The sequence below is a fragment of the Roseovarius sp. MBR-154 genome (genome assembly GCF_053628595.1).
In genome coordinates this window covers 1-18,228 of record NZ_JBRJGR010000040.1, presented here as the reverse complement: position 1 = coordinate 18,228, position 18,228 = coordinate 1, and the positions used below count along the sequence as shown (strand labels likewise).

The following is an 18,228-nucleotide window of genomic DNA, read 5'->3' as shown; positions in this document are numbered from 1 at the left end:
CATTTGCAGGCCAGTCGGTCAGTCCATTCTTCGTGGCCAGTTCTCCGGCAAGTGCCGCCAGCGCGAAACGCTTCAGGACACGCTGAACCTGACCGCGCCTTCGGTGGCCGAGGTGATGCGGAGCGTGTCGAGCCGCGCGCCCTCGATGCGCTGCGTCGGCGCCAGCGACGAAATGATCCAGCTGTCCACGACCGAGCCGATGCTGGAGCCGATGAACCCGCCGATGGTTGCGGCGCTGACGCCGAGGATCGCGCCGCCGATGCTGCCGCCAATGGCGGCGCCAGCGGCGCCGAGAACGAGGGTGGCCATGGTCAGGTCTCAGCGTTGCGGAAACAGGAAGGCGAAGGCGATGCGCCGCCGCCAGGATTGGATGAGCGGTTCCTCGATGACGCCTACTCTCGACACCGATGCACAGATCACGCCGGCGATACGTCACTAAGGCTCCGCCGGTTCCCATCCTCTGCGCGGGCTTACGCAGAACTCCCATAAGTCTTTGATTCTGATTGTTTTCAAAGGGTGCGCGGGTAGCGTTTCCCCCATGCGAAACGCACCGACATATCCATGGCTGGGCTCGAACCCACTGTCGCCCGACCGGATGCCCCCCGCCGAGCGCCGCGCCGAATTGTGCGGTCTGCTGGCGCTGGGGCTTGTCCGGTTGCGGCTGCGCGAGTGCGGCGAAGCTTCTGACGATACTGGAGAAATTCACCTACACTCTCCGGCCGACCAATGCCGTCATGCAACTCCAACTCACCGGAGACCCGCATGACGACCCACGATCCCATTCCCGCGCGCCTGGCCGCGCTGAAGACCGCCACGACGCCGCAATTGAAGGCGCAGTGGCGCGACCTGTTCGACAGCGAACCACCGCCGTTCAACCGCCGCTACCTCGAGTCCCGCTTGGCGTACCGCATCCAGGAACTGGCCTATGGCGGGCTGAAGCCGGAGACGATCCGGCGCCTTGAGCGGCTGGGCGAGGAACTCGATGGCGGCGACCGGAAGAAGAGCCGGATCCGCGCGGACGCCATGCCCATCGCCGGCACGCGGCTGATCCGCGAGTGGCAGGGCGTCGAACATGTCGTCACCGTCGCCGCCGACGGCTTTGAATGGCAGGGGCGGCCCTACAAGTCGCTGTCGGCCATTGCCCGCGCCATCACCGGCACGCGCTGGAACGGGTGGGTGTTCTTTGGGCTGAAGAACCGGAGGGCGCGGACATGACGAAGGCCCCCTCGAAAGCAGGAATGATCCGGAAACAGCGCTGCGCGATCTACACGCGCAAGTCGTCCGAGGAAGGGCTTGAGCAGGAGTTCAACTCGCTCCACGCCCAGCGCGAGGCCTGCGAAGCATTCATCGCCAGCCAGCGCTCCGAGGGCTGGGTGCAGGTCCGCGATCAATATGACGACGGCGGGATCTCGGGTGGGACTCTGGAACGGGCCGGCCTGAAGCGACTGCTGGAGGACATCGAGGACGGGCTCGTCGACGTGGTCGTCGTCTACAAGATCGACCGCCTTAGCCGCTCGCTGGCCGACTTCGCAAAGCTGGTGGAGGTGTTCGACCGTAACGGGGTGACGTTCGTCTCCGTCACCCAGTCGTTCAACACGACCACGTCGATGGGGCGGCTGACGCTGAACATTCTGCTCTCGTTCGCCCAGTTCGAACGCGAGGTGACGGCCGAGCGCATCCGCGACAAGGTCGCCGCCAGCCGGAAGAAGGGGATGTGGATGGGAGGCGTCCCGCCCTACGGCTACCGGGTCGAGAACCGAAAGCTGGTGGTCGATGAAGAAGCCGCCGAGCATGTCCGCTGGATCTTCGCCCGGTTCCTCGAGATCGGATCGGGCACGGAACTGGCCCGCGAGGTCGCGAAGCGCGGCATCCGCACGCCGCGCGGCAACCGGATCGACAAGAAGTACCTCTACCGTATGCTGAACAACCGCGCCTATATCGGCGAAGCGGTGCACAAGGGCGAGAGCTATCCCGGCGAGCACGACGCCATCATCGATCGCGAGACGTGGGAGCGCGTCCATGCAATCCTTCAGGAAAGCCCCCGCAAGCGGGCGATGCGCACCCGCGCTGAGACCCCGGCGCTGCTGAAGGGCCTGTTGTACGGACCCGACGGCGCGGCGTTCTCGCCGACCCATACGCGTAAGGGCGACCGGCTGTACCGCTACTACGTCAGCCAGACGGTGCTGAAACACGGCGCCGGGTCCTGCCCGGTCGGCCGCGTACCCGCGGGCGAGATCGAGGCCGCCGTCATCGACCAGCTGCGGGCGGTGTTTCGCCAGCCCGAGATCGTGGCGGGGACGTGGAAAGCAGCACGCGTCCACGTCGACGACGTCACCGAGGCCGACGCCCGGACGGCACTGCAACAGCTTGATCCGCTATGGGACGAGCTATTCCCTGCCGAACAGGCGCGCATCGTGGCGCTGTTGGTCGAGCGCGTGGACATCGGCACGGACGGGCTCAACGTCCGGCTGCGCGTCGACGGGCTCAGCGGTCTGGCCCGCGAGATGCTGGCCGGCGACATCGGAGAAGCTGCATGACCCGCGGGGCTCCGATCCCCGAGACGGTCACGCTCCACGTCCCATTTCGCATCGTGAAGCGTGGCGGACGGAAGGAGATGCAGATGCCCGAGGGCGCCACGCAACCGCGGCGGACGGACAACACGCTGGTCAAGGCGTTGGCCCGCGCGTTCCGCTGGAAGCGGATGCTGGAGTCTGGCGAGTTCGCGTCAATTTCCGAACTGGCTGAGCGAGAGGGCATCGCCTTCACCTACATGGCGCGGCTTCTGCGCCTGTCGCTGCTGGCCCCGGAAATCGTGGATGCCATCATGGACGGCCGCCAGCCTGAGAGCGTCACGCTTGCGAACATGATGGATCCTTTCCCGTTGGACTGGAAGGAACAGCGGATACGATTCCTGCAGCCCGGGACGAGTGACATCTAGCGTCTGGCTCAATCACTCCAGTGTTCATGCCCAGATATCGCCGGCTCGGGTTGTGAAGGCCTTCTTCGCGTCGACATCTGCGACAAACTCAGACCACAAATCCTTGCCCAGCTTCCGACGCGCGAACGCGCCGGCCATCGCGAGAAACGCCTTGAGTACAGCGTGCATGTCCTCCACGTACCCGGAAAGGATCGTTTCGGTGCCGGAGCCGTATCGCAAACCGCCCGAGGTGAAGATCAGCAAGAAGGCGGCAGCCGAACAGGGCATCGACCTTGATGAAGCCACGCGCTGGATCGAGGGTCTGGACCGAATCCACAAGACCCGGCGCATCCAGCGCTGTTTCGACCTCTCGGCCACGCCCTTCGCCCCGACAGGGAAGAAGAGCACCGACACGGCGCTGTTCGACTGGATCATCTCGGATTTCGGTTTGAACGACGCGATCGAGGCCGGGCTCGTGAAGACGCCCCGGGTCGTCGTGCGCGACGACGCTGTTCCGGACGCAAAGACGCTGCGCTCGAAGCTCTACCACATCTATCGTGATCCATCCGTCTCCGAGGACTTGAACCGGGCGAAGGCTGAGCCGCACGAGGCGCTGCCGAAGCTGGTCCAGGACGCCTACACGCTGCTCGGCGCCGACTGGCGGGAAACCCGGGCGCGTTGGCAGGAGGCCGGGCATCATTCACCGCCCGTCATGCTCACGGTCTGCAATCGCACCGAGACCGCAGCCCGCATCGAGAACTACTTCAACAAGGGCGACGCGCACTGGCCCGAGCTGCACGCGCCAGACCGGACGCTTCGCGTCGACTCGAAGGTGCTCGAGAAGGCAGAGATCGGCGAGACCGCCTCATCCGACAAGGACTACGAGGCGCGCTTGAAGGATATCATCGACGCCGCAGACCTTCCCGAAACCCGGCGCCAGCAGTTCCTTGCCCTGAAGAAGGAGGAACTGCTGCGCGAGATCGTGGACAACGTCGGGAAAAGGGGCGCCGCCGGCCAAGACCTTCAGAACGTCATATCGGTGGCGATGCTGTCGGAGGGATGGGACGCCAAGAATGTGACGCACATCATGGGGCTCCGGGCTTTCACGTCCCAGTTGCTCTGCGAACAGGTCGTCGGACGCGGACTGCGTCGGGTGTCCTACGACACTGACGAGAACGGCCTGTTCCTGCCCGAATACGTCAACGTCTTCGGCGTGCCGCTCTCTATCTCGGAGACCGGCGAAGGCGGTGAGGCGCCGCCACCGCCGAAGCCCACCACGCAGATCGAAGTAGTGCCCGACCGCGCGCATCTGGAGCTTCGCTGGCCGAACGTGCTGCGCGTGGAGACGGTCGTCAAACCGGAGCTCGCCATCGACTGGAGCAAGGTCCAGCCGCTCCTGCTCGATCCCGCCAGCACACCGATCAGCGCCGAACTCGCCCCGGCGCTCGGCGGCGCGACGGACATGGGCAAGGTCACCGCGATCGACCTTGAGAAGCTACCGGATGGCTTCCGTCTGCAGCGCCTCGTATTCCAGGCTGCACGGAAGGCATTTGCCGAGCTGAGCCATGGGTTCACCGGCACACACGAGTATCTGGCGGCGCAACTGGTCAGGATCGTCGAGGCGTTCCTCAACTCAGACCGCCTCGACATCCCATCGCTCTTTCACTCCGATCCGCTTCGGCGGCGTATCCTCATCGCGCTCAACATCGATCTCGTGGTCCAACATGTGCTGAGCAACGTGACCGAGCAGAACACTGAACGTCTGACGCCGGTGTTCGACGAGGAAAGCCCGATCGGTGCAACCGGGTTGATGCGCACTTGGTACACGACCAAGCCGTGCTTCCCGACGACCAAGTCGCACATCAGCCATTTGGTGGGAGATTCTGCCTGGGAAGGCCACGCGGCCAATGTCTTCGAGAAGCGCGATGACGTTCTCTCATACGCCAAGAACGATCACTTGGGCTTTCAGATCTATTACATGTGGGCGGGCTCCCGGCGGCGATATGTCCCGGATTTTCTGGTCCGCCTTGCTGGCGGCACGATCCTCGCGCTCGAGATCAAGGGCACCGACAGTCCTCAGAACAAGGCGAAGCGGGACGCGCTGAACGAATGGGTGAAGGCGATCAACGCAGCAGGCGGTTTCGGGCGCTGGACTTGGGATGTCGCGTTCAAGCCGGGTGAGGTGCAGGACATCATCACGAAGCACGCGACCGTCGCCGAGCCAGCAGAATAGAGCTCGTGTTTCGGCCAGAGCGCGACAGAGTTGTTCGATCCCGGTTCCATCTCGATGGCGCCACTAGCATCGAAGTGTTCAGGTCAGCCTTCGATTTGTTCCCTTATTTTCTGAGACTTACAGGCTCTACACCAAAATCGGGCAGTCGAGAGGTCCGGAGAATATCGGCCCTGAGAGACCGCTTTCGGGCCTTCTGGCGCCGGTGCCAGTGCTCAGCCCCTCTCGCATAAGCCTCGAAAACAACGGAAAAATCCGGCCGCAGCCGGATCGGGAGAACGCTTTCGCGGGGGCAAGTGGCGGAGACGAAGGGATTCGAACCCTCGAGACCCTTCCGGGCCTACTCCCTTAGCAGGGGAGCGCCTTCGACCACTCGGCCACGTCTCCGCTGACCCGTTTAGAGGGGCATGGCCAGAGAAACAAGGCTAAAAAGGCGATTTTCTTGCTCAACAAGATGCATTCCAGAAATTACATATGTTTCCCAAGTTTTACCTGAAATCCCCCAGTGTTTGGCAATAATCTGTCAACAGTCATTGGCTCGGCCGCCGCCAGTTTATGGACAAGGGAAGTACATTGGGCTTGATTATCGAGAGCCGAAATCAGGTGAGCAAGCACCCTGTCTTATCCGCGAACGGCCTCGCCGAAACATCATTTTCACGAAGTTGAAACGTCAGTCCCGCTTCACTTGAGGTGGCGGCATAGGCCAATAAAAGAACCTATTTCCGCCACGCATCGCAACGATTCAGTTCTTTGCGTTGAAACATAGGTTCCAAAGCTTCCTTTCCCAAGCCCCAGCGATGCAGCAATCGCACGCTCGCTCAGTCACTGCGAAGGTCCGCTGGGAGCCCTTACTGACTGCGGCGCGCCACCTCGAATTCGCGCATGCAGCGTGTCTCGCCTCGTCACGGACGGCCAGGAGCCGACCTCCGCAGTCAGTTGCGACGCTGCAACGCAGCTTCACCAAACCGGTCATTCACGCATCGCGCAGCATTTTTGAGGTCCGAGTGGCAGCAATGCGGGACAGCGGACGGCAGTGAGAGCAATTCTTCAGATTGTCTTTTGACACAACGATCAGCCAAAAGCGCATTGTCTTGGCAGGAGCGTTCAGAGACGACCTTCCAGGGATTAAATGGGAAGGGAAGTGCTGGTCGTGACTTGCCGACACATCATGATTCGTCACTTTACGCCCATGCTTGGAGTCCAAGGACTCCAAGCGCTCCTGCTTTCTTGACTGTCCGTTGTGGACGGTCAGTCGACAGGCTCAAAGTCCCCTGGCTTCCAACTTTTGTCGAACCAGGGTTCGAGTGGGCCGTAGAGCCGGAAGAGAACGTTGAAGCCCTTGCCCGGCATGGTCTGGACCCAATTCGCCTCCTGTCCCTCGGGCGCGGTTGGGCCGAAGTGGACCGTTGCGGAACCATCGGCGTCTACCTTCAGCTCCCGGCTCGTACTGTCGACGCCCGCCAGCTTCTGGTCGGTCTCCAGAAGCGAGCGGGTCTGGTTGTCGTAGACGACGAAGGACCAGAAATCCTTGGCCGGGACAGGGCCCGGAAGCGTTATCTTGTAGGTCCTGCCGCCGTCGAGGATTGCGCCGGTCACGTCGCGGAAAGTGCCCGCGTAGGCGGAGCCTGAGCCAGGCTTGGCCATCGCCATCGCAGGCGTGATGCCGGTGGCGTAATAGAAGAACATCGTCCGGGCATCAAGCAGGCGTTCGGCACCGTCGAGGAACGCGTAGCTGCCGCCGACGAAGGGGGCGAACCACTTGCGGTCGGAATAGAGGTAGGTCTCGGCGTCACGGGGCGCGAAGAGCAACGTCCGGGCGGTGGCGTTGCCGACCGCCACCGCGTCGGTCAGGATCGCCTTCATCCGGTCGTCCGGCGCGAAGGCTTCGCCCTTGCGGATGCCGATGGAGGCGAAGAGGCCCACGGTGTCGGGATCCACCCAGTCGGCGGGTTCGGCCTGCACGACCTCGTTCAGTTCCTCGAAAAAGCTGAAGTCGTTGGCGCTGATCGTGTTGAAGCGCAGGCCCGAAGTATTCACGAAGGTTACCGCGGGTGGGGTGCCGCCTTGCGCGGTCGCTTGGAGCGGGTGGATGGTCGTGCCCGCCTTCACGCCATCGACCGCGGCCTTGATGTCGCCGTCCCGCACAAAGGCACGGAAGAAGAAGAGGAGCGTGTTCGTTGCCGGGCGCTTGACGAAATAGCCCTCGGCGGGCAGCGCGCCCGTGTAGCCCGGGGGCACGAAGAGGTAGCTTCCGCCCTTGCCGGCGTCCGGCCCCGTCAGGCCCACGTCGTTCAACCAGCGGAAGTCCGCGTCGTCCACAGGGCCGAGAACGCCCGGCGGCACGGTCAGGACCATCGGGCCCGCGGTGAGGTCGAGGCAGGCAAAGCCGTAGACGGTCGTGGTGTTGGGTGTGAGGAAGAGCGAGCGCGCATCCATCAGGTCCTCGGTCAGGCCCATGCCCTCGTTGGCCTTGATGCCCACGCTGTCAAACCCGTTGCAGGCGGCGCGGACGGAAGTGGCTGAGATGCCGATCAGAAAGGCCTGGACGCCTCGCATGAAGTCGAGGTTGTCATATATCGTCGTGGTCGTCGCTTCGTCGGGCGCCCCGTTGCGGAAGGTCAGCGTCCCGATACGGGTGTCGGCACTGTCCGGCGTTGTGATCTTGGCAGGAATATCGGCTGAGTAGGTCGGGGTGCCTTGTGCAATCGATTGGCTCCCGGCGATGACTCCCAGGCCAAGCAACCCGGCACGCAGAATAAACCGTTTCATAAGAGGTCCCCTTGATGACGAAATGGTTCGTAGAGATAGCAAAAAACGAGCATCCGCCCGTCATTGACTTGTTTTGATATGTTTTCACACCAATACTATATCGCTGTGAATGCCGCTTCTCTTTCGAGGACAAAACGCCCTTGTCGATGTCATGCGCCGCATAACGACGCAGCGGATCGGACCGCTTGTCGAACTACCGGGTCTGCTGCACGACCTTGAAGTGGATGTGGACGCGGTCTTCGAAGGCAGCGGGATCAACCCCGGATCGCTGTCACCGGACCTGCACCTTTCCTTCCCCGACCTCCTGGACGTCCTCAATCGCGCGGCAAGGATCTCTGGTTGTCCTCACATCGGCCTTCTGCTTGGGCTCCGTTTCGACCTGGTCAGGCATCATGGCCTCATCGGGGAGCTGATGCATTCGGCACCGACACTCAAACAGGCCTTGGTCGACTGCGTGACTTGGCAGCCGGGGTATTCGAGCGGCGCGATCGTGTATCTGAACCAGCTGGGCGACGACTATGACTTCGGATACGGGACCTACGATGTATCTTCGCCGGGAACGCGCGTGCTCTACGATACGATCGTCTGCATCGGCATACGCATGGTTCAAGAGCTCACGAATAGAACCGCCGCACCGATCGAGGTTCATTTCTCCCACAGCGCGGATGATGACAGGGCGATCTACGGCAAACTGTTGAGGTTGCCGTCGCGGTTCAACCAACCCCGCACTGGGGTGATCGTGGAAGCCACCGCAATGGGGATCGAGCCACCACGAGCCGATCCGGTCGAGCGGCAGCGCCTGCTCGCGATCATTAAAGACGCGCTATTGACGGCCAAGCCGGATCTCGCGGCCAAGGTGAGCCACGCGATCCGGCAAAAACTCCACTACGACGGCCCCACGATGCCGTCCGTCGCCAAAGACCTGGGCCTGCACCCAAGAACTCTGCGGCGCAGGCTGGCAGAGGAGGGAGAGACGTTTGAACGCCTGCGCGACAGCGTTCGATACGCCGTGGCGCGCGAATTACTTGAACTGACCGACATCCCTGTGGCGGAAGTGGGGGGCTTCCTCGGGTTCGAAACCCCTGGAGTGTTCAGCAGGGCGTTTCGACGATGGAGTGGGACATCGCCATCGAATTGGCGAAGGGCGACGCGAACGAGTGGTCCGGCATTCTGACGACCGTTAGCCAGCGGAGTCTCACTGTTGGGCCGACGGGGTGCCATGCCCGCAGGTCGGCACCGGGCCGCTGTCCCTTTCCCGGACCGAACCTTGCGACGACGCTCGACATCTTCTTGCGCAGCACGATTTCACGAGCGGCGGTTTGTCCTCCAAAGCGAAGCGGTGGTCGCCAGTCTGCAGTATCATTCAGAACACTATGCCCGGAACTGGGGTGCACTGCGCTCGAGCCCGGCCGGGAGGGTTTGAGTGAAACTGAGACTCTGGCCGGACGAGACGCGAATTCCTTCTCATCCGAGCCTGACGGAGACAACAGATATGCCCGAAACAATCACTCGAAGTGCCGCCGCCGCCGCTGTCGCAGCCGCGTTTTTGACGACCGCGCCAGTGGCCCAGGCCGCGCCGACCACCGACGAGATCAAGAACATTACGCAAGAGGCGATCATCTACGGCCTGCCGATGTCGATGTATTACAATATCATGCACCAATACGCGATTGACGAACAGTCAGGCCAATACAAGGCGCCTTTCAACACGATCGCCAACGAAGCCAGCGTGTACACGCCAGCCGACACCGCGGTCATCACGCCAAACAGCGACACACCCTATTCATTCGTCTTCTTCGATCTGCGCGCCGAGCCTGTGGTCCTGTGCGTCCCGGAGATCGAGAAAGATCGCTATTTCTCGGTCATGCTGACGTCGCTCTACACCTTCAACTTCGGCTATATCGGCAGCCGCGCCACCGGCAACGACGGCGGCTGCTATGCCGTCGCCGGCCCGAACTGGACGGGTGACACGCCCGAAGGTGTCGCCAAGGTCTTCACCTCGGAGACAGAGTTCGCGCTCGCCACCTACCGGACGCAGCTCTTTAACGCAGCCGACATCGACAACGTGAAGGCGATCCAGGCGCAGTATGAGGCCAAGCCGTTGTCCGCCTTCATTGGCGAGCCGACCCCGGCGCAACCGCCCGCGATCGATTGGCCGACGATCGACGCAACGACCGAGAAGAAGGATGTGCTGAGCTACCTGCCCTTCCTTCTTCAGTTCGCCCCCGCGACCGGCCCGGCGGCCGTTGAGGACCCACTTCGCGCGAAATTCGCCACGATCGGCATCGAGGCCGGCAAACCGTTCCCGACGATCGCGCTCAGCGACGCCGACAAGGCGGCGATGGCCGAGGCCGGCACGGCGGCTCAAGAGGCCATCAAGGCTAAGATCGAAAAGATGGGCAAGCTGGACAATGGCTGGGTCATCGTGACCTCCGGGGTCGGGGACCGGGACGTGTATGCCGGCGACTGGACACAGCGCGCCGCGGTCGCGGTGGCCGGCATTCTGGCCAACGACCCGGCCGAAGCCACCTATCCGTTCACTCGGAACGACGGCGACGGCAAGCCGCTCGATGGCAGCACGGCCAAGTACACGCTCACCTTCCCGAAGGACGCCTTTCCGCCGGTCAACGCCTTCTGGTCGGTGACCATGTATGACGGCAAGACGCAGCTGCTCATCGAGAATCCGATCGATCGCTACCTGATCAACTCGCCCATGCTGCCGGATCTGAAAACAAACGCCGACGGGTCTCTGACCCTCTACATCCAGAAGGATGAGCCCACAGACCTGGACCAGAAAGCGAACTGGCTGCCGGCGCCGGATGGACCAATCTACATGGTCATGCGCCTCTATTGGCCCAAGGACGAGGTGCTGAACGGTTCGTGGTCACCGCCGGCGATCAAGCGCACCGAGTAGCAAACGATAGCAGGCCGGCGACCGAGAAACGCCAGCAACATATCTATCGTCCCAGGGTTTGAAGATGATGCCGGGGAGCCTCGGCAGGTTTCAGTTGATACGCGCCTGGAGCCTGCCGAACAGCGGAAGCGCAAATGCAAGGACGTATTCGGAATGAAAAACAAGACGCAAAGCCATATGGCACGCTTGGCCAGCGTTGCAACGGCGGCAACGATGGTCATGGCGGCGGGACAGGCCACGGCGCAGGATTACCAGAACAGCGTAACGCTTTACGGTCTCATACCTTGGATAGACACGGAGGTGACGGGCAGCGGCGGTAACTCCGCTGAATCATCAGCGACGCCCGGTGACATCATCGATGCGCTCGACTTCACCGTTATGCTCGCAGGTGAGAGCCGCTTTGGAAAGTTCAGCTTTCTCTACGATGCCCTCTACACCGATCTGAGCGAGAAGGGCACACTCGGCGGGCCATTCGCCGGAGCGGCCAAGGTCGATGTCGAAATGCTGCTTGCGACAGCCGCCCTTGGCTATGCGCTGCATGAGGGAAACGGCACGCTGCTGCAGGGCTATGGCGGCGTCCGACTGGTCGATGTCTCGACGGATGTCAGGCTCGCTGGCGGTGGCCCCGTCGGGGCTGGGTTCGACGCCAGGGTAGATGAAACCTGGTTTGATCCGATGATCGGTCTGCGCGGGCGTATGACGCTCAGCGAAAAGGTTTCCTTGGGCGGGTTCGCCAGCATCGGCGGTTTCGGTGTCGGGTCGGACCTGTCCTTCGATATCTTCGGTGGCGTGGAATACGCGTTCAGTGAGCGGTTCAGCGCCAATGCCGGGTTTCGCTACATGTCTTTTGATTATGGCGGCGGCAACGCCGACTTCGACCTTGAAATGTACGGACCGGTATTCGGCATTACCATGCGGTTTTGAAGAAGGTGAAGACCATGAAAATAGCGTCTGACAATGAGGTTGCGCCAGTGCAATCACCTTCTTGTTTCCGAAAGGATGAGTGCAACTCACTGACCCGACGCAACATCACGACAGCTCTGGGCTGGAGATTGCCAGTGCCAGCCTACTTAACGACCCTCAGAATTGAACAGCTTCTTATACATCGAAGCCCAAATCCCTGGAGAAGATACATGAATATCTTTACGAAATCCCTCGCCGTTTTTTTGCTTGTCGCGGCCACGCCCGCGCTTGCAGCGGATCAGGACGTGCTGCCCCTGAACAGCGACGAGATCGCCCAGTATCGCAACGTTGGTGATTGGGTCGTCCATGAGAACCGCACTCGGGGCTCGTGCTTCATTTCGCGCTCGGATGATGCGGGCCATCTGGTCCAGATCGGTCTGACAAAGGACAGCGACTACGGCTATATCGGCATTTTCCAGAAAGGCATCGAACTGGAAGAAGGCACGAATGCTGTCGCGATCCTGGTCAACGGAAACCTCTATGTCGGCGAGTCCAAGGCCGTCGTGCATGGCGCGTCGGACGGTTATCAGGGCGGCTACGTGCTTGCGAGCGACGAGAACAAGAAGCAGTTGCGGCTCGATCTCGAGAAGCAAAAGGAAATGGTCGTCTTCCCGGACAAGCCTTTCACGGTGAAGGTCAATCTCGATCACGTGCGCAACGCGATCTACGAGGCCCGCGAATGCACGACAAAACTTCAGGGGTCCTGATCGGCCACTCCTGGTGCCAAAACAGTGATCGTGCCTGCAATGCGGGCACGACTTCTCAGTGCAGGATCAAGCAAATGAAACCGAAGAGAGTGCTGCGAGAACCGCTGCTGCATTTTGTGGTTCTGGGCAGCCTGATCTTTGGCTTCCTGGCTGACGCAGAGGGGCCTGACGCTGCCGTCTTCGAAAGTCGGATTGTCATCTCAACCGCCGACGTCGATCGTCTGGCGCTGGCGTGGACCCAAAGACGGCAACGGCCACCGACCGAAGATGAATTGGACAGCATGATCAGCGAAGCCGTCCGCGAACGGGTGCTGTATCGCGAGGCCTTGGCTCTTGGACTGGACCGCGACGACATCGTGATTCGCCGCCACCTCAGGCAAAAATATGAGTTCGTTACACAGGATCTTGCTTATGACACAGATCCTGATGACGCCACGCTGCGTGCGTACTACTCCGCCCACCCCGACCGATACACAAAGTCGCCACGACTGTCGTTTAGTCACATTCTGTTCAGCCCGGACCGGCGGGGCGAGAAAGCCTTGGCCGATGCAAAGATGGCGCTTCAGGACTTGCAAAAGGCAGCTGAGCCGCAGCGCGCAGACCTGATTGGTGACCCAACATCCTTGCCTGCTGGCTTCGAAGAAATAAGCGATCGCGAAGTCGAGGCGATGTTCGGGCCCAACTTCGCAGCCGCACTTTTAGAACTGCAACAACGACGGTGGACTGGCCCTATCCCGTCTGGATACGGCCTGCATCTTGTCTGGCTTTCCGAAAAGGTACCCAGAGAACGCCTCGCGTTCGAAGAGGTGCACCAACGCGTCAAGGACGACTGGGTGTATGACCAGCGCGTGAACGCAAACGAATCCGTCTATCGCAAGCTTCTGGAACGGTATGAGGTCGTGGTTGAACCCATTGTCGCGGCCACCGCGACGGAAGGGAGCGGGTCATGATCCGCTGGCTGCTTTCGGCACTTTGCACGGTGTTATGGTTGTGCCAGCCGCTCGCGGCCCATGAAACGCGTCCGGCCTACCTCGACATCCGGGAATTCAGCGCGGGTCAGTATGACGTTGTATGGAAGCGCCCAATGCGCGGAGAGTACGTTATCAAGTTCACCATCGGCTGGCCGGACGGCTGCACGCCTGCGCGCGATACGGAGAGCCAGGTTCCCGGAGCGTCCGTAACACGGATGCGATTGGATTGCGGCGGGGCCAGTCTGATAGGCCAGCAGCTTTCCATTGAACGGCTGCCCGAAACCAGCGCCGAAGTGTTGGTCCGGATCGAGTTTCTCGACGGGAACACCCAGACCGAAATTTTGCGCCCGGCCACTGCCACGATGTCAATTGAAGGCCCTCGAGGTGCGCTGGCTATAGCGACAGAGTATGCAGTTCTCGGATTTGACCACATCCTTGCTGGTATTGACCATCTGCTGTTCGTGCTCTGCCTGACGCTGATAATTGGACGCGGCTGGAAGCTGGTGAAAACCATTACTGCCTTCACCGTCGCGCACAGCATCACGCTTGCCCTTTCCACCTTCGGCTTCCTGCAGGTGTCACAAGCTCCGGTTGAGGCCGTGATCGCCCTCAGCATCGTCTTTCTCGCCCGCGAAATGCTTTTGTTACAGCAGGGCACGCCTGGGCTGACGTCGCGTGCGCCGTGGCTCGTGGCCTTCGTGTTCGGACTGTTGCACGGGCTGGGGTTCGCGGGGGCGCTGCGTGAGATCGGTCTGCCATTCGGCGATATTCCGTTGGCGCTGCTGGCGTTCAACATCGGCGTGGAAGCAGGACAACTTAGCTTTGTGGTCATCATCGTGGCGCTGCTGGCCTTTACGCGGCGCGCCTTTACCAAAGGTTTTCCAGACTGGGTCGGGCAACTTCCGGCCTATGCCATCGGTACTGTCGCCATGTTCTGGACCTTGGAGCGCGTTCTTACTGCCTGAATATTCCTTTTATTACTGACCTGAGGAGGCAACAATGAAACTCAAGACACCAGAAAAGGCTTTACTGTTTGCGGTCTGTTTCGGACTCACTGCGACGCCATCGTTTGCGCAAACGGGAGTAGCCGACGTTCACGGCCATGATCCCTCTGGGCTACAGGTCCTCAACGTGACCCCGCCCTATTCACCAAACGCAGGGCGCAATTTCCCCGACCGGCCCTTGTTCGGGGAAACACACCTGCACACGACGCTTTCTTTTGACGCTGGGACCTTTGGAGCCATTCTCGGGCCGCGTGACGCATATCGATACGCCAAAGGCCAGGAAATCAAGTCGAACACCGGCCAACCAGTCCGGATTGATCGTCCGCTGGATTTCACAGTGGTCACCGATCATTCGGACAACATGGGTTTTTTCAGCGAGTTCGCCGCAGGTAATCCCGACATCCTTGCCAACCCTCAGGCGAAAGGCTGGTACGATCTGATGCAAAACGGCAAGGGAGCAGAAGCAGCCATCCAGATCATCACTGCGTTCTCGAATGGCACCTTCCCAGTCGAAATCATGTCGCAACCCGGCACGAAGCTGTATCGGGACACTTGGAAAGATATCATCGCGGCCGCCGAGGAGGCGAATGAGCCGGGGAAGTTCAGCGCAATAATCGGCTACGAATGGACCTCGCAGGTAGGCAAAGGGGACAATTTGCACCGCAATGTGATTTATCGCGATGGTGGTGACCTTGCTGTTCAGATGGATCCGATGGTTACTTTGAAACCACATGGCAGCCAAGACCCGGTCGATCTGTGGAAGTGGATGGGCGCGTACGAGGAAAAAACCGGTGGCGACGTTCTGGCGATCGCGCACAACGGCAACTTGTCAAACGGCCTGATGTTCCCAACCATCGAGCAGTTCGGCAAGCCGGTGGATGCTGAGTATGTGGCGGAGCGCGCGAAGTGGGAGAGACTCTATGAAGTTACCCAAACCAAGGGCACCAGCGAGGCGCATCCGAACCTATCACCAAACGATGAGTTCGCCGATTTCGAGATATGGGACAAGGGCAACCTCACCATGACGGTGGCAAAGGCCCCCGAAATGCTCGAGTTTGAATACGCCCGCTCTGCCCTTCTGAACGGGATGAAGCTGGAAACCCAGCTTGGCACAAACCCCTATAAGTTCGGCATGGTAGGATCGACCGATACCCATCTCGGTTTTTCGTCATTTGGTGAGGACAACTTCTTTGGCAAGACGGTCTCGCAGGAACCTGGGCCAGAGCGGATCGCCAAGCCTTTCGTCAAGACAGAAATTGGCGCGATTATGGAGTGGGAAGTCGGGGCCTCTGGGCTTGCCGTCGTCTGGGCGACCGAGAATACCCGTGCGTCCATCTTCGACGCGATGGAGCGGAAAGAAACTTACGCAACCAGCGGCCCTCGCATCACAGTGCGGTTCTTCGGCGGGTGGGATTTCGTCGCCGAGGATGCCGATACGCGCCGCCCGGCGCAGGCTGGCTATTCCAAGGGCGTTCCGATGGGCGGCGATCTGGTAAACGCACCCGAAGGCAAGGCCCCGAGTTTTCTCGTCGCCGCTCTGAAAGACCCGATCGGGGCCAACCTCGACCGGGTTCAGATCGTCAAAGGCTGGATCGATACGGCGGGCAACTCTCAGGAAAAAGTCTATGACGTGGCTTGGGGCGATGCGGATCGCCGGCAAGTCGGTTCAGATGGAAAGGTGCCCTCGGTCGGTTCGACCGTCAACGTGGCAGATGCAAGCTATAACAACACGATCGGCGATCCGGAACTGATCACTGTTTGGTCGGACCCAGACTTCGACCCGGCGCTGAAGGCTTTTTACTACGCGCGTGTAATTGAAATCCCGACCCCGCGTTGGACAGCCCATGATGCGAAATACTACGGAGTGACCGCCGCTTCAGACGTGCAGATGACCATCACTGATCGCGCTTATACCTCGCCGATCTGGTACACTCCGACTGAATGAACTCACGGGCCCTGTTCGGCCTCGTCGAGCCCTGCGCGCCGGACAAACTTGGCGCGCAAGGAATTTTCATGAACTCATAAGAGTCGGCAACAGGTAGTGCCCCACCGGGTGGTGTAAGAGGCCGCACGCGGAGCCTTTTGGCGTAGCGTAGCGTGCGGCCGGGCTGGCGGCCACCGCGCTTCTTCGTAGTCTGAGGTTGTTCAAAGACCGATGACAACGAAGGAGAGCACGATGACCGAGACCATGATTGACCTTCCGAGCGTGATCGCCAAGAGCGATGATGCCGATTTTCTGCGCGAGCTGATCCAGGATGCGGCACAGCGTCTGATGGACATCGAAGTGGCTGCTGTCTGCGGTGCCGGGCACGGCGAGCGCAGCCCGGACCGGGAGAACCAGCGCAACGGCTACCGACCGCGGCAATGGGATACCCGGGCAGGCACCATCGGACTGAACATCCCCAAGCTGCGCAAGGGCAGCTATTTCCCCACGTTCCTGGAGCCGCGCCGGACAGCCGAGAAGGCGCTGATGGCGGTGATACAGGAAGCCTATATCCACGGGGTCTCCACGCGGGCTGTCGACGATCTGGTGCGCGCCATGGGACTGACGGGCACCTCCAAGAGCCAGGTCTCACGGCTGTGCGAGGAGATCGACGAGAGGGTACAGGCATTCCTGAACCGGCCCCTCGAGGGCGACTGGCCCTTCCTCTGGCTCGACGCCACTTATGTGAAGCTGCGCGAGGGCGGACGCATCATCTCGATGGCGGTGATAGTGGCCGTCGCGGTCAACACTGACGGGCGGCGCGAGATCCTGGGGATCACTGTCATGCCCTCCGAAGCCGAGACGTTCTGGGCCGACTCGCCTCACGGTCTCTCACGCGTCGTGGGTTGCGTGGCGTGCAGTTGGTCATCAGCGATGCGCACGAGGGCCTCAAAGCCGCCGCACGCAAGGTCCTGGGCACCGGCTGGCAGCGCTGTCGCGTGCATTTCCAGCGCAACCTCCTCGCCCGTGTGGGAAAGACCAACAAGCCGGTGGTCAGCGCGGTGGTGAAGACCGCCTTCGCCGAAAAGGACCGCGATCAGGCACATGCCCGTTGGCGCGAGGTCGCCGACAATCTGCGCGAGCGGTTCCGCGATCTCGCTGAGCTCATGGACGAGGCCGAGCACGACGTGCTGGCCTATACGGCCTTCGACGAGAGCCTGCGCTCGAAGCTGCACAGCACCAACCCGCTGGAGCGCGTCAACAAGGAGATCAAGCGACGGACCAACGTCATCGGGATCTTTCCGAACCGTGAAGCCGTGATCCGGCTCGTCGGCGCGCTGATGCTGGAGCAGAACGACGAATGCGCCGTCTCCCGCCGCTACATGCCGGTGGAAAAGCTGACCGCCATGTGCCACGATGAAAGTGAGACGGCGATGATCGCCGCTCAGTGAACGAGCAGCACCAGCTATGAAGAAGCAGGTGGACGCCAGTTCCTACACCACTCCTCGGGGCACTACCTCGGCAACAAAGATTATAGCATTCTGCTTCAAGCATTTTGCGTAAAATTTGGTTTACTCAGTAGTAGTTGAATTAGGCTCTCCTCGGCCTTTCGGCGGTGCAGAAAAGAGTGGAATCTAAGTATGGACTGATGTCAGCTTCAGCTGATCACACCATGAGATTTAGCAGTTGCAGCGAAGGCCCGGTTTCCGCCGTGACTGCGGGACCGTCACGAACGGGCAGTGTCCCAACGGTTGGTGTAAGAGGCCGCGCGCGGAGCCCCCGGCGTAGCGCAGCGCGCGGCCGGTGGTGACTGTGGCGGCCACCGTCGA

General features: G+C 61.1%; 12 protein-coding genes, 1 tRNA gene and 3 pseudogenes. 12 read left to right on the top strand and 4 right to left on the bottom strand.

What is annotated here, in order from left to right; translation table 11 throughout:
• Window positions 1-90: 90 nt before the first annotated feature.
• A pseudogene (locus ACSSV4_RS22405) lies at window positions 91-309 on the bottom strand (hypothetical protein); the annotation flags it as partial.
• Between the two features lie 453 nt (window positions 310-762).
• On the opposite strand from ACSSV4_RS22405, the gene ACSSV4_RS22400 reads away from it, so the two are divergent.
• The 3 genes from ACSSV4_RS22400 to ACSSV4_RS22390 all read left to right on the top strand — a co-directional run bounded on the left by ACSSV4_RS22400 (window position 763) and on the right by ACSSV4_RS22390 (window position 2,938).
• A complete protein-coding gene (locus tag ACSSV4_RS22400) occupies window positions 763-1,215 on the top strand; it encodes a DUF2924 domain-containing protein (protein ID WP_454277245.1) in 453 nt (150 codons plus the stop codon).
• On the top strand, window positions 1,212-2,537 hold the full coding sequence (locus ACSSV4_RS22395) for a recombinase family protein (protein WP_454277244.1): 1,326 nt from the start codon (window positions 1,212-1,214) through the stop codon (window positions 2,535-2,537). Before ACSSV4_RS22400 ends, ACSSV4_RS22395 begins: the two co-directional genes overlap by 4 nt.
• A gap of 83 nt (window positions 2,538-2,620) precedes the next feature.
• Window positions 2,621-2,938, top strand: coding sequence for a hypothetical protein (locus tag ACSSV4_RS22390; protein ID WP_454277243.1), 318 nt, complete (start codon window positions 2,621-2,623; stop codon window positions 2,936-2,938).
• Between the two features lie 24 nt (window positions 2,939-2,962).
• Here the strand turns inward: ACSSV4_RS22390 and ACSSV4_RS22385 are convergent, their stop codons facing one another.
• The gene (locus ACSSV4_RS22385) at window positions 2,963-3,181 is read right to left on the bottom strand and encodes a hypothetical protein (protein ID WP_454277246.1); all 219 of its coding nucleotides are present in this window, start codon (window positions 3,179-3,181) and stop codon (window positions 2,963-2,965) included.
• Between ACSSV4_RS22385 and ACSSV4_RS22380 the strand changes: the two are divergent.
• A pseudogene (locus ACSSV4_RS22380) lies at window positions 3,150-5,150 on the top strand (restriction endonuclease); the annotation flags it as partial. The gene ACSSV4_RS22385 and the pseudogene ACSSV4_RS22380 sit on opposite strands and share 32 nt — an antisense overlap.
• Window positions 5,151-5,444: 294 nt before the next feature.
• Here ACSSV4_RS22380 and ACSSV4_RS22375 read toward each other — a convergent pair.
• Both ACSSV4_RS22375 and ACSSV4_RS22370 read right to left on the bottom strand, forming a co-directional pair.
• A tRNA-Ser gene (locus ACSSV4_RS22375) sits at window positions 5,445-5,534 on the bottom strand.
• Window positions 5,535-6,395: 861 nt separating this feature from the next.
• Window positions 6,396-7,916, bottom strand: a complete 1,521-nt coding sequence (locus ACSSV4_RS22370; protein WP_454277242.1) for a DUF1254 domain-containing protein — start codon at window positions 7,914-7,916, stop codon at window positions 6,396-6,398.
• Window positions 7,917-8,025: 109 nt separating this feature from the next.
• Here ACSSV4_RS22370 and ACSSV4_RS22365 point away from each other — a divergent pair, with 109 nt between their 5' ends.
• From ACSSV4_RS22365 to ACSSV4_RS22330, 8 genes and pseudogenes are all read left to right on the top strand, one after another.
• Window positions 8,026-9,090 (top strand): AraC family transcriptional regulator ligand-binding domain-containing protein, encoded by a 1,065-nt coding sequence (locus ACSSV4_RS22365; RefSeq protein ID WP_454277241.1) that lies wholly within the window; start codon window positions 8,026-8,028, stop codon window positions 9,088-9,090.
• Window positions 9,091-9,339: 249 nt separating this feature from the next.
• The gene (locus ACSSV4_RS22360; RefSeq protein WP_454277240.1) at window positions 9,340-10,830 is read left to right on the top strand and encodes a DUF1254 domain-containing protein; all 1,491 of its coding nucleotides are present in this window, start codon (window positions 9,340-9,342) and stop codon (window positions 10,828-10,830) included.
• A gap of 153 nt (window positions 10,831-10,983) precedes the next feature.
• The gene (locus ACSSV4_RS22355) at window positions 10,984-11,754 is read left to right on the top strand and encodes a hypothetical protein (protein ID WP_454277239.1); all 771 of its coding nucleotides are present in this window, start codon (window positions 10,984-10,986) and stop codon (window positions 11,752-11,754) included.
• 209 nt (window positions 11,755-11,963) lie between these two features.
• A complete protein-coding gene (locus tag ACSSV4_RS22350; protein ID WP_454277238.1) occupies window positions 11,964-12,500 on the top strand; it encodes a hypothetical protein in 537 nt (178 codons plus the stop codon).
• A gap of 74 nt (window positions 12,501-12,574) precedes the next feature.
• A complete protein-coding gene (locus tag ACSSV4_RS22345; protein ID WP_454277237.1) occupies window positions 12,575-13,450 on the top strand; it encodes a peptidylprolyl isomerase in 876 nt (291 codons plus the stop codon).
• Window positions 13,447-14,436: a HupE/UreJ family protein gene (locus ACSSV4_RS22340; RefSeq protein WP_454277236.1), complete on the top strand. Its 990-nt coding sequence runs from the start codon at window positions 13,447-13,449 to the stop codon at window positions 14,434-14,436. The genes ACSSV4_RS22345 and ACSSV4_RS22340 overlap by 4 nt, the downstream gene beginning before the upstream one ends.
• Window positions 14,437-14,470: 34 nt before the next feature.
• Complete coding sequence (locus tag ACSSV4_RS22335; RefSeq protein WP_454277235.1) at window positions 14,471-16,420, top strand: DUF3604 domain-containing protein; 1,950 nt, start codon at window positions 14,471-14,473, stop codon at window positions 16,418-16,420.
• A 231-nt stretch (window positions 16,421-16,651) separates the two neighbouring features.
• Window positions 16,652-17,850: pseudogene (locus ACSSV4_RS22330) on the top strand (IS256 family transposase).
• The last annotated feature ends 378 nt before the right edge of the window (window positions 17,851-18,228 follow it).

Excerpts from the sequence above, each read along its gene's own strand:
- ACSSV4_RS22400 (WP_454277245.1), top strand. The coding sequence starts at position 763 with ATGACGACCCACGATCCCATTCCCGCGCGCCTGGCCGCGCTGAAGACC.
- ACSSV4_RS22395 (WP_454277244.1), top strand. The coding sequence starts at position 1,212 with ATGACGAAGGCCCCCTCGAAAGCAGGAATGATCCGGAAACAGCGCTGC.
- ACSSV4_RS22390 (WP_454277243.1), top strand. The coding sequence starts at position 2,621 with ATGCCCGAGGGCGCCACGCAACCGCGGCGGACGGACAACACGCTGGTC.
- ACSSV4_RS22370 (WP_454277242.1), bottom strand. The coding sequence starts at position 7,916 with ATGAAACGGTTTATTCTGCGTGCCGGGTTGCTTGGCCTGGGAGTCATC.
- ACSSV4_RS22365 (WP_454277241.1), top strand. The coding sequence starts at position 8,026 with ATGCCGCTTCTCTTTCGAGGACAAAACGCCCTTGTCGATGTCATGCGC.
- ACSSV4_RS22355 (WP_454277239.1), top strand. The coding sequence starts at position 10,984 with ATGAAAAACAAGACGCAAAGCCATATGGCACGCTTGGCCAGCGTTGCA.
- ACSSV4_RS22350 (WP_454277238.1), top strand. The coding sequence starts at position 11,964 with ATGAATATCTTTACGAAATCCCTCGCCGTTTTTTTGCTTGTCGCGGCC.
- ACSSV4_RS22345 (WP_454277237.1), top strand. The coding sequence starts at position 12,575 with ATGAAACCGAAGAGAGTGCTGCGAGAACCGCTGCTGCATTTTGTGGTT.
- ACSSV4_RS22340 (WP_454277236.1), top strand. The coding sequence starts at position 13,447 with ATGATCCGCTGGCTGCTTTCGGCACTTTGCACGGTGTTATGGTTGTGC.
- ACSSV4_RS22335 (WP_454277235.1), top strand. The coding sequence starts at position 14,471 with ATGAAACTCAAGACACCAGAAAAGGCTTTACTGTTTGCGGTCTGTTTC.